This window comes from Pontibacter korlensis, from assembly GCF_000973725.1.
Lineage (GTDB): Bacteria > Bacteroidota > Bacteroidia > Cytophagales > Hymenobacteraceae > Pontibacter > Pontibacter korlensis.
In genome coordinates this window covers 1,558,196-1,573,253 of record NZ_CP009621.1, presented here as the reverse complement: position 1 = coordinate 1,573,253, position 15,058 = coordinate 1,558,196, and the positions used below count along the sequence as shown (strand labels likewise).

Annotated in this window: 13 protein-coding genes; 2 read left to right on the top strand and 11 right to left on the bottom strand. The window is 47.4% G+C overall.

The features are described 5' to 3' along the window. Positions 1–180: 180 nt before the first annotated feature. On the top strand, positions 181–1,005 hold the full coding sequence (locus PKOR_RS06615; protein ID WP_046309856.1) for a glycoside hydrolase family 25 protein: 825 nt from the start codon (positions 181–183) through the stop codon (positions 1,003–1,005). Positions 1,006–1,056: 51 nt separating this feature from the next. Here the strand turns inward: PKOR_RS06615 and recJ are convergent, their stop codons facing one another. From recJ to PKOR_RS06565, 11 genes are all read right to left on the bottom strand, one after another. Next, positions 1,057–2,763: a single-stranded-DNA-specific exonuclease RecJ gene (gene recJ, locus PKOR_RS06610; RefSeq protein ID WP_046314174.1), complete on the bottom strand. Its 1,707-nt coding sequence runs from the start codon at positions 2,761–2,763 to the stop codon at positions 1,057–1,059. Positions 2,764–3,003: 240 nt separating this feature from the next. After that, a complete protein-coding gene (locus PKOR_RS06605) occupies positions 3,004–4,821 on the bottom strand; it encodes a tetratricopeptide repeat protein (protein WP_052738746.1) in 1,818 nt (605 codons plus the stop codon). 187 nt (positions 4,822–5,008) lie between these two features. After that, positions 5,009–7,114 (bottom strand): peptidylprolyl isomerase, encoded by a 2,106-nt coding sequence (locus PKOR_RS06600; RefSeq protein WP_046309852.1) that lies wholly within the window; start codon positions 7,112–7,114, stop codon positions 5,009–5,011. A gap of 75 nt (positions 7,115–7,189) precedes the next feature. Then, on the bottom strand, positions 7,190–8,491 hold the full coding sequence (locus PKOR_RS06595) for a hemolysin family protein (protein ID WP_046309850.1): 1,302 nt from the start codon (positions 8,489–8,491) through the stop codon (positions 7,190–7,192). Positions 8,492–8,511: 20 nt separating this feature from the next. Next, positions 8,512–8,685, bottom strand: coding sequence for a hypothetical protein (locus PKOR_RS25015; protein ID WP_158453750.1), 174 nt, complete (start codon positions 8,683–8,685; stop codon positions 8,512–8,514). Further along, on the bottom strand, positions 8,682–9,221 hold the full coding sequence (lptC, locus tag PKOR_RS06590; RefSeq protein ID WP_084694740.1) for an LPS export ABC transporter periplasmic protein LptC: 540 nt from the start codon (positions 9,219–9,221) through the stop codon (positions 8,682–8,684). The genes PKOR_RS25015 and lptC overlap by 4 nt, the downstream gene beginning before the upstream one ends. Before the next feature lie 133 nt (positions 9,222–9,354). Continuing rightward, the gene (gene bamG / locus PKOR_RS06585) at positions 9,355–10,653 is read right to left on the bottom strand and encodes a BamG family beta-barrel-assembly machinery protein (protein ID WP_046309849.1); all 1,299 of its coding nucleotides are present in this window, start codon (positions 10,651–10,653) and stop codon (positions 9,355–9,357) included. Beyond that, complete coding sequence (locus PKOR_RS06580; RefSeq protein ID WP_046309847.1) at positions 10,646–11,365, bottom strand: type III pantothenate kinase; 720 nt, start codon at positions 11,363–11,365, stop codon at positions 10,646–10,648. The genes bamG and PKOR_RS06580 overlap by 8 nt, the downstream gene beginning before the upstream one ends. A gap of 2 nt (positions 11,366–11,367) precedes the next feature. After that, complete coding sequence (locus PKOR_RS06575) at positions 11,368–13,035, bottom strand: pseudouridine synthase (RefSeq protein ID WP_046309845.1); 1,668 nt, start codon at positions 13,033–13,035, stop codon at positions 11,368–11,370. Between the two features lie 103 nt (positions 13,036–13,138). Continuing rightward, complete coding sequence (gene scpB, locus PKOR_RS06570) at positions 13,139–13,702, bottom strand: SMC-Scp complex subunit ScpB (RefSeq protein WP_046309844.1); 564 nt, start codon at positions 13,700–13,702, stop codon at positions 13,139–13,141. 11 nt (positions 13,703–13,713) lie between these two features. Beyond that, positions 13,714–14,103: a TraR/DksA family transcriptional regulator gene (locus tag PKOR_RS06565; RefSeq protein WP_046309842.1), complete on the bottom strand. Its 390-nt coding sequence runs from the start codon at positions 14,101–14,103 to the stop codon at positions 13,714–13,716. Positions 14,104–14,459: 356 nt separating this feature from the next. On the opposite strand from PKOR_RS06565, the gene PKOR_RS06560 reads away from it, so the two are divergent. Further along, positions 14,460–15,053, top strand: coding sequence for a DUF3575 domain-containing protein (locus tag PKOR_RS06560; protein ID WP_046309840.1), 594 nt, complete (start codon positions 14,460–14,462; stop codon positions 15,051–15,053). The last annotated feature ends 5 nt before the right edge of the window (positions 15,054–15,058 follow it).

Sequence of the window (15,058 nt, the reverse complement as noted above, 5' to 3'; positions counted from 1 at the left end):
CCTGCATCCTGCAACGTGTGTGCCAGTTAGCAGGCTTAGCTGTAAACTTCTTGTATATTAGAAGCTTACTATTAATAAAAATTAAATAAAGTATATAATCCTTGTAATCAGGTATTGTCTAATGCGAGATTAATAATTAATTTGATACACGCTTACAATCTACACAACCTTACTTACTTTATGACAGTACGTTTACTTCTTTCAACTTGCCGGAGGCTTGCCTTTTCAGGGCTGCTAGTCTGTAGCAGTATAGCCGTTGCAGCACCTACGGGTACTGATGACAACGACCCTAAAGTTGCTTCATCCGAAAATAGCAGCAACAGCAGCTCTTCTACTGTTGTTAAGGGCATTGATGTATCTAGATGGCAGAAAGAAGTAAACTGGACCATGGTGAGCGAATCGCAGGTGTCTTTTGCTTTCATTAAGGCTACAGAAGGCGATTATAGGCTGGACCCGTTTTTTGCCCGCAACTGGGAAGAGACGAAGCGCCATGGCATCAAGCGCGGTGCCTATCATTTCTATAAGCCGGAGATTCCGGTAGCAGAGCAAGTAAAGCTGTTTACTAGCACTGTTACGCTGGAATCAGGGGACCTGCCGCCTGTATTGGACTTAGAAGTGACAGACAGAACTGTAAGCCCGGAGCAGCTGCGTAAGGACGTTCGTGCTTGGCTGGAGGCAGTTACAGCTCACTATGGCGTGCGCCCGATTATCTACACAGGTCAAAATTATTATCGCCGCTACCTGAAGGGCCACTTCCCGGAGTATCATTTCTGGATTGCCCGCTACAGCGATGTAAAGCCTGAGATACACCACACCGACAGCTGGATGTTTTGGCAGTTTACCGACCGTGGCTCTGTTGCTGGCATAAACTCGGCCGTAGACATCAACTTTTTTGCCGGCAGCTTTGAACAGCTCACCCAACTGTGCTTGCCAGAGCTTACTGCCCAGCATTTCGACTACTCAAGCCCGCTGACGCAGTTAAAGCACCATCAGCCACTGCCGTAGACTTCATGTACTTTATAACTAATAAGAAAGGCTCCCGAAAAGGAGCCTCTCTTATTGTATGCGAATGTCTTTAATGCGTAACTGCAGTGTAATAACGCCCCGGAAAATGTTTTCCTCTATGGTGTAGCACACATCAAATGGGATACCTTTGCTAATGCGATCGTAGTAATCGCCGAGGCCAAAACCAATAGCATCGATGCTGTAAAAGCCGTCCTGCGTAAGGCGCAGTTTCAGGTGTGAATCACCTACTACGCGTACGCTCCCGGTATCATAAACACACTCCGACACGAATACTGGGCGCATATTTCCTGGACCAAACGGCTCCATCTGCCGCACTATGTTATAGAAGTTGCGGGTTATTTGTTTCAGCTGGAGCGGTGCGTCAATTTCGATCTGCGGTATTTTCTGCTCAGCCGTAATGGTGCTGGCTACCACCTCTTCAAAGCGCTTTCTGAAGGCCGGAATGTTCTCTACTGGCAAAGTTAAGCCTGCAGCATACATATGCCCTCCGAACTGCTCCAGAAGGTCTGAACAGCTCTCAATGGCATTGTGTACGTTAAAACCGTGTACTGACCTGGCAGAGCCGGAAGCTTTCCCGTTAGACTGGGTAAGTATGATGGTGGGGCGGTAGTAGTGCTCTATACAGCGGGAGGCCACAATACCGATCACACCTTTGTGCCAGGTCTCTTTAAAAAGCACGGTTGAGTTTGCTGTGCGCAAGAAATCATCCTGCTCAATCATCTGCAAGGCCTCTTTGGTTATGTTGCTGTCCTTGTCGCGGCGGGCCTTGTTTGACTCATTGATGATATCGGCCATCTTGAAAGCCTCCTCCTTCGTCTGAGCCAATAACATACGCACCGAGTTCTTGGCATCTCCCATACGCCCTGCGGCGTTAATACGCGGCGCAAAGCCGAACACAATGCTGGTTATGTCCATCTCGCTACGGATATCTGCCAGCTCTTTCAGAGCATCCAGCCCCGGACGCATGGGTTGTGGCCCGTTCAGGTGCTGCAACCCATAATAAGCCAGAATGCGATTTTCTCCAGTAATAGGCACAATGTCTGCGGCTATACTTACTACCAGCAGGTCCAGCAGCTTATAAACCTCTTCCTGAGCAATGTCGTTTTGCGTACAGAAAGCCTGCAGCAGCTTAAAGCCTACCCCACACCCGGAAAGCTCCTTGTATGGGTAAGGGCAATCTACTTGCTTAGGGTCTAGCACAGCCACAGCCCGAGGAATATCATCGTCAGGTAAGTGATGATCGCAAATGATAAAGTCAATCCCTTTCTCAGAGGCATAAGCCACCTTATCAGCAGACTTGATACCACAGTCAAGGCTAACAATGAGCGTGAATCCGTTTTCGGCAGCCCAATCTATACCCTGGCTTGATACACCATAGCCTTCCTTATATCTGTCTGGAATGTAAAAGTCGATGCTGGAAGTATAGTTGCGCAGGAAACCATACATTAGTGCTACAGAGGTAGTACCATCTACATCGTAATCTCCGTAGACTAGTATCCTTTCGTTGCGGTGCAGGGCCTCGTTCAGGCGGTTTACAGCCTTGCCCATATCCTTCATCAGAAATGGGTCGTGAAGGTCCTGCAGAGAGGGGCGGAAAAAGTGCTTTGCTTCTTCGAAGGTGCAGATGCTGCGCTGGCAAAGTATAGAAGCTAAAGTAGAGCTAATCTTCAGCTCCTCTGAAAGTTGCTGCACAACTTCTGCCGGTGCCTCCTGGCTAATGACCCACCTTTTCTCCATAAACTCTTTCTGCACTACACTTGTTCTGTCGCAAAGGTAACTAAATTAAACAGCACCGCCTGCCGTGCTATTTGCCTTCACGGTTATTTTCCTACTTTTGTCTGATTAACAGGGCTAGAGGTGAAACGATTCAGAGAAATTTTCAGAAAGTATAAAAATTATTCGCTGGACCTGATCATGTATGGGTTCTTCCTCCTTTTTATACTCTTCCTTTTTATTTTCTTTTCCTAAGCAGGTAGCTTAGTTCAGCTTATCGCCGCGCAAATTCCGGAAGCGTTTTCTGGCCTCTGCCGCGTAAATACTACCCTGGTGCTTAACCAGCAACTCGTTGTACAGCTGTTGGGCCTTCTCCGTATCCTTCAGGTTTTCCTCATAAATATAGGCCATACGGTACAAGGCATCATCACTCAAAATGTCATACTGCGGGTTTCCTACTATCTTCTGAAGGTTATCTACTGCCAGGTTAAAATCTCCCATTCGCTCATGTATACTTGCTTTCTGAAAGTATATCTCATCTGTCAGGCTATGGCCAGGATATTTTTGCAACATACCATCCAGTGCGGTTAAAGCCTCTGGAAGCTTGTTCTGGAAAATGAGCAGGTCAATGGTTGCGTACTCCTCCATCGCTACAGTAGAGGTGTCCAAACCAGTATTATCTGTAATCAGAAGGCTCAGGTCCATGGCATCGTTGGCTATTTCACGGCTGGTAGCCATTTTTAAGATATCCAGATGCGCCTGAGCAAGCTCAAAGTCTCCTTTGTAGTAGTTCAGGCGTGCGTTGCGCAGCTTAGCCTCATGCCCTACAGGAGTCTCCTTATGCGATTTCTCTACCTGTGAGTACAGTAGTGTACTTTCCCACGGCTCCCCCTTCAGTAGGTAGATGTCGCCAAGGGTAAGCTTGCTGTCTGCTACCAGACTTGGGTTAGCTCGTGGCATGGCAATAGCCTCCTGTAGCAGGACTATAGCCTTCTCCTTCTCATCAAGATGGAAGGCGTACAGACCGGCCATGTGCTGCAGCACTTCCACTGTTTCTGGCCGACGTCCTACTTCGTTTAGCAGTGCCTCATAGTCAGTAATTAGCGCCTGTATTTTTTCTTTATCTATCGGAAAGGTATTTTCTACCTGCTCCTCGCGGGCATTTATCAGCCGCTGCCGCGCCACCAGGTAATACGGCCCGTCCGGATACTCCTCTACGATATACTGAAATGCCTCAATAGCTCCTTGGTAATCGTTATTCTTCAAGCTGATTGCACCCAACTCCATCACACGTGTGCCGCCGCTGCGTGTACGCTTATCTACTGCCCTTGCCTGCATCAAAGCACTGTAGAAGTCCTTCCGCTGAATATAGAGCCAGATAAGCATTTCGTTGTAAGACAGCTTATCCGGATTCTGCTGCACACGCAGTATGAGCTCTTTTTCGAGGAGGTCATGATTCTCTTCCTCTTGTATACTGTTCTGCAACCTACTCTGTACATACCCTAGCTCACTCTCGTTCTCCTGCAACAGGTTCAGCACCTCAGGTATCAGCTTATCTGTCTTCTGCCTGTAGGCATACAGCGCAATAAGGGGCCTGGTATAAGAAGTAGGATCTTTGCTGACCTGGCGGCCACGCAGGTAGGCTTTTTCAGCGTAATCGAACAGGTCGTTCTGCATGAACGCATTGGCTACCACTACAACCGCTTCAGAGTTCATTGTTTCTAACAGCTTATCAAACTGTTTTTCAGCAGCAGCTTTATTGCCTGACGCCTGATATACTAACCCCAGGTCTATCTCGAAACTTGGATTGCCTGGAAAACGCTTGATTGTTTTCTTAACCAGCTTCTCGGCCTCCTTATAGTTGCGCTGGGCCAGCAGTGTTTTCAGGTAATCGGGGTATACAGCATGAAACAGCCGCTGATTGTCAATCAACTTCCCGTACAGCTCCTCTGCTTTTGTATAATCGCCCTGGCTAAAATACTGCCGTGCCAGTTCCAGGTCCTGCTGCTGCGCCTTAGCCACTGGTGCTGCTATCAGCACCATTAGCGAGAGCATTAAAGTATAGAGTATGTTCCTGCACATAGTTTTCTTTTTAACGATAAGACGACAGTTCTCTGTATGTCTTTCTTCTTAACTATGAATATACAGAATCAGTTTGTTTTTAGCTGGTTAATCTAGTGGAGCAAAGCAGTTGTAAACCTCTTACCTCTTAAATAAAAAGAGCCACTCTTGTGGGAGTGGCTCTTTCATATGAAATGATTACCGAAGCTTAGAAGAAGCGTACACGGTTATCTACAATCTCAGCTTTTTCTTTGATGGCCTCGAAAGCACTAGTCTCGGCACGGCTGGTACGTGTTGTCAGTATCTGCTGCTTCACGTTAGAGAAATCATCAATTTCAGGAGCAGCATTTAAGCTTATCAACTCTACCATCAGCACACCACCCTGTCCTTCGAACGGAGCAGTACGGCCGCCTTGCTTCAAGCCGAACGCTTTACCTACTGCCACTGGCTCGATACCAATTCCTGGTATAGATGCAGAAGCAAAAGTTACGTTATCAGCTGTTCTTACAATGGCATCGGAACCGTATGCAGAAGCAATCTGATCTAATGAGCCTTTCTGGCCTTTTAGTTTCTCAATAATCTGCTGTGCTTTCAGCTCGTCACGCACGGCAGCAGTCAGCTCATCGCGTACATTTCCGATAGAGGCATAGCCTTTTTCCCGCTTACCTGTAAGAGTAGCTACCACGAACTGGTCCTCGATTTCAAACACTGGAGACACATCGCCTATTTCAGTGTCTTTAGCGTAAGCCCAACGCACAAGCTCACGTGCGCTTGACAGGTTATTTACCAGTACCTGGTTTTTACCAATATTTGCTGCTTCCTCTTTTACAAGAGATTTGTTCGCCTCAAGATTCTTACGGAATTCCTCTGTGCTACCGCTTGTACCAGCTAGCTCGTCAGCAACGGCATAGGCGGCATCACGAGTAGATTCACTCGGCTCGATGGTACGCTCTATAGAAGCAATTTTGTAAGTTTCTTTTGTTTTAGGCTCTGTTACCTTTACAATGTGGTAACCATACTCTGTCTCAACCAGGTTTGGCAGAAGGCCTTTCCCATTGAATCCAAAAACAGCTTTTTCGAACTCAGGAACCATTTGCCCTTCAGGGAACCAGCCCAGATCACCACCACGAGAGGCAGTACCGTCCGAACCATGCTGCACTGCCAACTGCGCAAAGTCAGCACCGTTCTTAATTTGATTCAGTACGTCCTGAGCTTTAGCCTTAGCAGCTGCCTTAGCTTCTGGGGTATCGTTCTCAGGGCGGATTAGGATGTGGCTTGCTCTGGCAGCATTCTTATCAGACTCCTTAGCATCTACCACTTTGAAAAGCGCTACAGTACTACCGCTGGTGTATGGGCCGTATACTTTACCCTCCTGCAACGGCAGTTCCTTACGCAGATCCTCTGGCAATTGACCAGGAGTAACATAAGTACCATTGAAAGGCACATCAGAATTTGCATTCACAAAAGCAGAGTCGTTTGTCGCGCTAGCGAACTGCTCTTTGATTGTGGAAATTTCTTCGTTATAGTAGGTGCTGTCTTCTTTGGAGGCTGATACCGGAATGGTTACAAACTCGATAGTACGGCCAGCCTCTACTTTATAAAGCTCTTTATTACGCTCGTAGTAGTCCTTTAGCTGGGCATCAGTTACTGCAATGGCAGAATCTGAAATAGCATCATAAGGCACGAACAGAACTTTCAAACTAGCTGCAGCATTCTGTGCCTGATAGAAGTTCTTCGCCTCAGCACTTGTTACGTACACAGTTTTGCTTAGCAGGTTCGCGTACTTGCTTTGCAGACGGTCTTCGGCAATACTTTGCTCAAAGCTAACCCACATTGGGCGAGTGCCAGTCTGATCTAGGTTCTGCAGATACTGCACCACCTGGCTGCGGTCAAACTCACCGGTTTGCGGATTGGCAAATGCCTGCATTACCGCTGGGTGTATGTTATTACCCTGTACCATGTCGGCCAGTTCTTCGTCTGTTACCTTCAGGCCCAGGCGGTCAAATTCCTTTTGTAGGGCAATCTTAAAGATTAGCTGGTTCCAAGCCTGCTCGCGCAGCATAGCCAGTTCGCCTTCAGTAGCGGCACGGCCTACACGATTTTCGTAGTCAGCCTTTACTTGCTGCAGTACATTATCAAATTCCTGGAAGTCAATCTCCTCACCGGCTATTTCGCCTATTGTATTTGCATCGTTGCCCAGCAGCCTTGAGTTTGGCCCTAGCAGGTCGCCGCCTACCACAAACACACCAAGCCCGATGGCAATGGCGCCTACAGCCCAACCAGACTTCTCTCTAATCTTGTTAATTAATGCCATTCTTTATGTAACTTATAAAAGGATTGTGCAAAATAAGGTTAATCGGGCTAAAATTCAAAATTTTTATACAGCAGTTTAACCTTTGGCATCTACCTGAAAATCTGTGTTTTTTAGAAGTTTTACTGCGTTGATACGGTTCTCATCCATGGTGAGCACCGTGATGGTGAAGGGCGGAACCTCTACTTTGTCTCCCGGCGTTGGTATCTCCCCAAACTCTGATAAGATCAGTCCGCCCAATGTCTCATAGTCGCCTTCGGGCAAGCCCAGCTCATACTTTTCGTTCAGGTAGTCTATCTCGTGCCGTGCGCTCAGTATGTAAAGTCCCTTATTTGGCACCACCTGCTCCAGCAGCCCATCGTTTACGTCGTACTCATCCTGTATCTCGCCAAAGATCTCTTCTATTACATCCTCTACAGTCACTATGCCAGAGGTACCTCCAAACTCATCCAACACAACAGCCACACTGCGGTGCTCCGAAACAAACTTCACGAACAACTCACTTGCCAGCATACTCTCGGGCACCATACTTACCGGAGCCAGAATTTCATTGATACTCTGGGGCTGCTTGAACATAGAAAGCTGATGACAATAGCCGATAATATTATCGATGCTGTCCTGGTAAACCAGGATCTTGGAATGCCCGGTACTAACAAAGGCCTCCCGAAGCACCTCAATCGAGTCTTCCACATCAACAGCCTCTATCTCTGTGCGAGGTACCATACATTCGCGCACCTTCACCGTTTTAAACTCCAGTGCGTTGTGGAAGATCTGTGGGTCTACCTCAGGGGCGTGCTCCTGCTCCGGATGGTACAGTCGGTTCTTGATGAAAGCGTTGAGGTCGGTGAAACCGAAAACAGGCCTATCTTCAGAGAACTCTATTTTAAATACTTTCTCGGCTACCCATTTGCTCAACCCTACAATCAGGTATACTACCGGCCATAGCAGGTAGTGCATTAGCAGGATGGGCACAGCCAACACCTGCAGCATTTTGTTGGGATTGATGGCAAAGAGGCTGCGTGGCAGAAACTCTGCAGTAAGCAGCACCACTATAGAGGCAATAAAGACCTGGAGCAAAAGTATAAGCAGGTTGAACTGCAGCTGATCAGGCAGGTAAACTGTTAGCAGTTGGTGCAGCACTCCGGCAATTACAAAGCCATATAGCACCAGAGCCAGTGTATTACCAATAAGGGCAGTGCCCATCAGGCGTGCCGGGTGTTGCAGCAGGTGCCACAAAATGCGCCCCGATAGCACACCATTTTTCTCGCTCAGCTCAATCTGGATCTTGTTTGCGGCCATAAACGCCATTTCAATGCCTGAGAAAAAGGCAGAGAACAGCAGGGCTACGCACAAAAGTATGATCTGACTGGGGTCTATCATGTTATATCAGATACAAAAAATCAGGCGCGGTCTTTTTTCCTGGCATAGCTGTAAAGGATGTAAAGCACGAACCCAATCATAAAGATCCAGTAGTTGCCTGCAATATCATCTTCTACTATGCTGCGGTGTACGCCTATTACCATAGCCACAAAGGCTAGCGATAATAAAATTATATAAATGAGCCTTCGGTTCATTCTTCACTAAAATTAAATTTACCTGTTACCTTTTTGATAGAGTAACGCGACATATCCTGGTTGGCGGTTAGGCCCACACCTGTCAGAACTTCCTCTGGAGAGGTAATTTTCACAAATTTGTCTGTATAGATCTTACCTTTATTACGGTCCCAGAACAACTCCTCTGTCTCCAGCTTTTCTTTCTTCTTCAGGTTATCTACCACCACATTGCCCCTGGCGTAGTACAAACTCTTTCGAGGGTCCTGTTTGCCGTAATTACCCTTCAGTGTCGACTCCAGTTGGCCCTGCTCATCGTAAAACTCCACGTAAAAGCCTTCCGGAAAAACACCATCGCCACTCTCAAACTCCTGTTGCACCGGCGCCTGCAGCTTAATCAGCAACCTAGCCGAGTCGCTGTACAGCGTTGTGACGTCGTGGTTCTCTATGGTTGGGCCTGTGTAGCGCTCCTCTTCGTCCGGATTTTTAATGTCTCGTTTGCAGCCGAAGCCAAAGAAGATCAGGACCATCATCAGCCCGGCTATGTATGCATTTCGCATGAATATCTTAAACTTCGTTTTGTGTGAAGTTAGCAATTTTTGTACGTTTTGTACCTAAGCCCACAGTTGGAAGGTATCTATCATAAAAAAGGCCGCTCCAAGAACGGCCTTCATATTTTAAGCTATACTTGTTCTACTCTATGCGGCGTTTCAGGAACCAACGGCTGTTTACCGTAAAACCTAAACCAAACTGGAAGTAGTCTTCCTTGATCAGGCCATTATCGGTTGTACCGCGCTGCCCATAACCCAGCGATAGGTTTAACAAATAAAGATCATACATGGTGCCACGGCCTAGCGGGAAAGTGAAACCGGTTGTTATGCCCACGTCCTTTATGTCTTTACCGTTCAGCTGATACTGTGTGTCGTTATAGTACAGACCGCCGCGATAGGTAATACGCTTGAAGTAGCTGTCAATAGCATTGGCATTTGGAGTATACTCAGCGCCCAAAATCACTTTGTAGCTGTCTTCCAGGTTATCATTACCGCCTTCAAAGCCTTTATACTTAGACCACTCATGGGCAATGATGTCTGCCGCGAAAGTAAAATTGCTTCCATTATCAAGGCTGATACCGGCACGCCAGTTAGCTGGTAAATGAATTGTGCTGCTAACTGTATCCTCATCTGCAACTGGCGTTACTAAAGGAGAGCCTGAAGGATCACGGCGCTCATAAGAGATGTCACGCTCAGCATCCAAGTCAGCAGCGAAAGTATATACACCGCCAACACTCATGTGCAATTTCTCTTTCAGTTTTTGCCTATAGTTAATGGCTCCGCGGTAAACAAAGTCTCTGTAAGTAGTGCGGTCTATTTGAGTTACACTTACCACACTGGCGCTAGATTGCTCAGGATCTACTACAGTGCTGCCTGTTTCTGTAAGGGTATTACCGAAGATATAAGAGGCACTACCTCCGATGGTGAGGCCTCCAAAGAGCCTGATACCATGCGCGAAGTATACTTCTGAAAGTCCACCCTCACCTGAGTAACGGCGCAGGATGCTTGCCTGCGGATTACCTTCTACCTCAGATGTGGCATTAATCTCGTAGTTTACTGTAGAGAATGGTCTAAGACCAACGGCTGAGCTCCAGCGCCTGTGAATAGGCACTGCCAGCGACAGGCTGTACAAATTGGCGTTGCCGTCCAACTGGGAGGCATATTGGCTCTTTACGTTTTTAACCTGCCCAGCAACACTAAAGTCGAAGTTTGTGATGCTGTTATAGTAGAGCAGTGCTGGGTTAGCTACATTAGGCTGAAAGCTGTTGCCAGCACTGATTCCTGCCCCTGCCATACCGGCTCCACGGATGCTGCCGTAGTTCTCGTTGATTTCGCCTATGCCATAGCGGGAATAAGGGGTATTGCCTATAATCTGCGCCTGAGAAGTGTGCGCCAGGCATAGCGCCGCGAAACCTATCAGTACTCGGAGTGTCTTATACATTATGTGTCAATATTCTGTGAAGCCCGATCAAGACCAATTCAGGAATTACAAAGATGCGCCCTTTTAGCTTACTTTCAAAAAATCCTGCATCTCCCCCGCAAAGTATAACCACCAAATCAGAGGCTTTTTCTGTGTAAGATTGGGTAAGGCCGTTTAATTCGGCCACACTGCCAGCCAAAACACCGCTCAAAATAGATTCTTGTGTGCTCTGCCCGGTTAACGGAAAGTCATAATCAATTTGCTGTACTAACGGCAGGCGCTTTGTAAAAGTATGCAAGGCCTTGAATTTCATGTGCAGCCCTGGTGCAATGCCACCGCCATGATACTGGCCCTGTGCATCCACAAAATCGTGGGTGATACATGTTCCTGCATCAAACACCAGGCAATTACGGTCTGGAAAGAAGTAGTTTGCCCCTACAGCTGCTGCAATTCGGTCCGCACCTAGAGTCTGAGGCGTCTTGTAAAGGTTTATAACAGGCAAGGCTGCCTGTGGGGTAAGCTCCATTAGCTTACCTGTCACAGACAGCCTCTCCTTTATACTTTGCGCGCCTACACCAACCGAGGCAACTATGGCATTATCAAAAGTCTGATTTAGCAGAGCAGAAGGCAATTGCTCCTGCCCTTCAAAATAACCCTGCTCCACCAAGGCATCCTCTTCAAAGATGCCGTACTTTGTGCCGGTATTCCCGATGTCGATGGCGGCGTTGCGCATTATTACATGAAGTATTTCAGCTGGATAACTTCTTTTTCAGTTAAGTAACGCCACTCTCCTCGTGGCAGGTCCTTCTTCGTAAGTCCGGCATACTGCACACGGTCCAGGGATACTACATCGTAGCCCAGGTGCTCGAAAATTCGGCGAACAATACGGTTACGGCCAATATGGATCTCTAGCCCCAGAAACTTGTTAGATTCACCCAACAGTGCCACATCATCTACCTCAGCTTTGCCATCTTCCAGCTCCACACCTTCAGCTACTTTTACAAAGTCAGCTTTGGTGATAGGCTTGTCCAGCTCTACTTGGTAAATCTTTTTGATGTTGTTTGATGGGTGCGTCAGCTTCTGTGCCATTTCCCCATCGTTCGTGAACAGCAACAGACCAGTAGTATTGCGGTCCAAACGCCCTACCGGAAATATACGTTCTTTTGAGGCATTTGCAACCAGACTCATTACTGTTTTGCGGCCTTCCGGGTCGTCTGTCGTTGTCAGGAAATCCTTTGGCTTGTTTAACAGCACGTACACCATCTTCTCACGGCTCAGAAGCTTTTTACCGTAGTATACATTATCAGTAGGCTGTACTTTGTAGCCCATTTCTGTTACTACTTCTCCGTTAACCTTGATCTCACCCGACTCGATTAGCACATCGGCCTCGCGGCGAGAGCACACACCGGCGTTCGCGATGTAGCGGTTCAGGCGGATTGTTCCGTCATTCTCCTCCTCTTCGCGATTGCTTCTCTTAATGCGCGGGTTATTCTTATAGCGACTCAGGTTATAATCAGGTGCCTGCGGCTCTTCCCCATTGCTGCGGAAGCGGTCGTTAGAACGTCCTTTGAAGCCAACGCTTCTGCCTTTTCTGTCGCCTTTATCACCCCTAAAGCCACGCTTCTCTCCAAAAGAAGGTTTGCTATCACGGCTGAAACGACGTTCACCACGCTCTTCTCCACCTCTACGTTCGCGGCGGTCGGAGTTAAAGCTGCGGCGCTCACCATCCTCACGTCTCGGGCGGTCATTGCTGAAGGAACTGCGTTCGCCACCCTCTCTTCTATCACCACCAAAAGAACGTTTTTCTCCTCCTTCGCGGCGCTCGCCTCCACGGCGGTCATCACGTCTGTCAGAGTTAAAACTTCTTTTATCGTTATCGCGTCTTTCGGGTCTGTCTGAGTTCAAAGAGCGGCGCTCACTACGCTCTCCTCCCTCTCTTCTGTCTCCGTAAGATCTGCGCTCGCCGCCTTCACGGTTAGGACGGTCGCTGTTGAAGCTGCGTCTTTCTCCGCCCTCGCGTCTGTCGCCATAGCTGCGGCGCTCGCCACCTTCTCTCCTATCGGAGTTGAAAGAACGACGCTCACCACCTTCTTTTCTGTCAGAGTTAAAAGAACGGCGTTCTCCGCCTTCTCTTCTATCTCCGTAAGAGCGTTTTTCACCACCTTCACGGCGGTCTCCGCTGAACGGCTTGCGGTCGTTATCTCTTCTATCTTGTCTGTCTCCGAACGAGCGACGTTCTCCACGTCCTTCACTTCCTTCTTCAGATCTTTCGTACTTATCTCTTCTGTTAAAAATTTTCTTGCCTTCGCGGTCGTTGTTTGGTCTGTCAGAACGATCTCTGTCAGCACCTCTTCTGTCTGCACCAGCGTTATCGCGGTCAGGTCTATCATTAAATTTTGCCATTGCTAAATATTTATCGATGCAGTATCGCTACTGTACCTTTGGTTGTGCAGTAATAATGGAATTGGTTAAACTATAGTTCACTACGGCTATGAGTGCCCAAGGGCTAGTCGGCGGCTTCGCCAATGGTGTTTTCCTCGATGGCGAAATCTTTAAGCTGCGGAAGGTCTTTGATGTGGTTGATGCCGAAATAATCCATGAATTTTTGGGACGTACCATAAAGCACCGGACGTCCAATGGTGTCGGCTTTGCCTTTTATCTCGATCAGTTCTTTCTCCAGTAGCCTCTGTACAGCGTAGTCGCAGCCAACGCCACGTATCTGCTCCATCTGGCTTCTGGTAATCGGTTGTTTATAGGCAATAATAGCCAGCGTCTCCAGTGCAGACGCTGACAGTTTTTTCTTTGATTTATGTTTCAGATAAGTACTGACCGTATCCTGGTACTCCGGCTTTGTCAGGAACTGATAGCCGCCCCCGATCGCATAGATCTGGAAAGCAAAGCCTTGCTCCTGCAATCGCTCATTTATAGCTTCCACGGCTTCCAGCACATCGCTCACCAGTATCTCCTCCATTCCGAGCGACTCCTGTAAGCAGCGCTGGATCTCTTCGATGCTGATTGGCGATTGGGCACAAAAAACCAGTGCCTGAATATGGTGTTGCAGTATATCCAAAGGTAAAAGTACTAGTCGTTACGCTGAAGTTTTGCTTCGATTGAGTGCTGTGTATGTGGCACGGCACGTAGTCTTTCTTTAGGAATCAGCTTGCCTGTTACGATGCAAACACCGTAAGTACCGTTTTTGATCCTGATCAGAGCATTTTCAAGCTGCTGAATAAACTTCATCTGGCGTGAAGCCAATTGGTTCAAGCTTTCCTTCTCGGCAGTATCAGCACCGTCTTCCAGCATTTTGGAAGGAGAAGCTGTGTTATCTGTTCCAGAGTCGTTGCGACGGCTCAATGTTTCCTTTATAAAGGCAACCTCTTTACGCGCATTCAACAGTTTCTCCTGGATAATCTCCTCGAACTCAGCAAGTTCCTCTCTGGAATAGCGCTGTTTTTCTTCGTTTGTATTCATTACGCTGTATTAGAACTGTGATATAGTTTAACCTCTTTTTGTAAGAGTTGGTGTCTATAGTCTCTCTAGGTACCTTATGCGCCATAACATCAGGCAAACCTATATAGTTTAATTTCTTTGTACTTGCAAAATCTTAGCCAAAAACCTTGGTTTCGAGAAAGTAAGCCTCTAAAATTGCTGCAAAAATAAGAGTATTCTTTATACTTTACTATTGATGTCTATTATTTAACCATTTTTTCTCATTTATAATAGTGCCGGTTTGACTATCCTGCCAAGGCCTACTTTCTGGAACAATAGTTGCAGAAGCTCCTCAGAGTTACTCCTTATTAAGAGCAGACACGCTTATACCTATCATCATGAAAAAGACTACACTTTTACTCTCTGCTATATTTGTCCTCTTTGCGGTGTCAGCTGCCTCTGCACAAGTGCGGCGGCAAACAGAAGCGCCACGTCGTGCTGTTATCAAAGCTAACGTTCTCAGCCCCTTTGCGCTAACTGCATCGGGATTTGTAGAATATGCCTTTGCTCCTCAGCTTAGTGCACAGCTGGGCGCCTTTACAACAGGCGTCTCTATCAAAGATGTGGACTTTAGCGGTTATGGCTTTACACCGGAGGTACGCTATTACCTCTCTGAAACGAAACAGGCTCCTAATGGTGTGTATGTAGCTGGCTATGGCCGTATCCTGAACTATAAACTCACTGTTGATGATGAGGATGCGGGTAAAACTTATGAAGCCACTTATTCACCTGTAGGTGCTGGTGTAGCTGCTGGGAACCAGTGGATTTTCAATAGTGGTATATCTGTTGATTTGTTCCTGGGCCTGGGCGTAAACGGAGGTAGCCTTAAAGTGAAGTCAGGTACAGAAGATGACTTTGACCTTGGTTTCCTAAACCTGGTTGGCAGCGGTGTCCGAATCAGACCTGGCCTGACAGTTGGGTACAGCTTCTAAAACAA

Bases quoted from the DNA above. Each gene is read 5' to 3' on its own strand.
- PKOR_RS06615 (WP_046309856.1), top strand. From the start codon at position 181: ATGACAGTACGTTTACTTCTTTCAACTTGCCGGAGGCTTGCCTTTTCA.
- PKOR_RS06580 (WP_046309847.1), bottom strand. From the start codon at position 11,365: ATGCGCAACGCCGCCATCGACATCGGGAATACCGGCACAAAGTACGGC.
- bamG (WP_046309849.1), bottom strand. From the start codon at position 10,653: ATGTATAAGACACTCCGAGTACTGATAGGTTTCGCGGCGCTATGCCTG.
- PKOR_RS06605 (WP_052738746.1), bottom strand. From the start codon at position 4,821: ATGTGCAGGAACATACTCTATACTTTAATGCTCTCGCTAATGGTGCTG.
- PKOR_RS25015 (WP_158453750.1), bottom strand. From the start codon at position 8,685: ATGAACCGAAGGCTCATTTATATAATTTTATTATCGCTAGCCTTTGTG.
- PKOR_RS06575 (WP_046309845.1), bottom strand. From the start codon at position 13,035: ATGGCAAAATTTAATGATAGACCTGACCGCGATAACGCTGGTGCAGAC.
- recJ (WP_046314174.1), bottom strand. From the start codon at position 2,763: ATGGAGAAAAGGTGGGTCATTAGCCAGGAGGCACCGGCAGAAGTTGTG.
- PKOR_RS06600 (WP_046309852.1), bottom strand. From the start codon at position 7,114: ATGGCATTAATTAACAAGATTAGAGAGAAGTCTGGTTGGGCTGTAGGC.
- PKOR_RS06560 (WP_046309840.1), top strand. From the start codon at position 14,460: ATGAAAAAGACTACACTTTTACTCTCTGCTATATTTGTCCTCTTTGCG.
- PKOR_RS06565 (WP_046309842.1), bottom strand. From the start codon at position 14,103: ATGAATACAAACGAAGAAAAACAGCGCTATTCCAGAGAGGAACTTGCT.
- PKOR_RS06595 (WP_046309850.1), bottom strand. From the start codon at position 8,491: ATGATAGACCCCAGTCAGATCATACTTTTGTGCGTAGCCCTGCTGTTC.
- lptC (WP_084694740.1), bottom strand. From the start codon at position 9,221: ATGCGAAATGCATACATAGCCGGGCTGATGATGGTCCTGATCTTCTTT.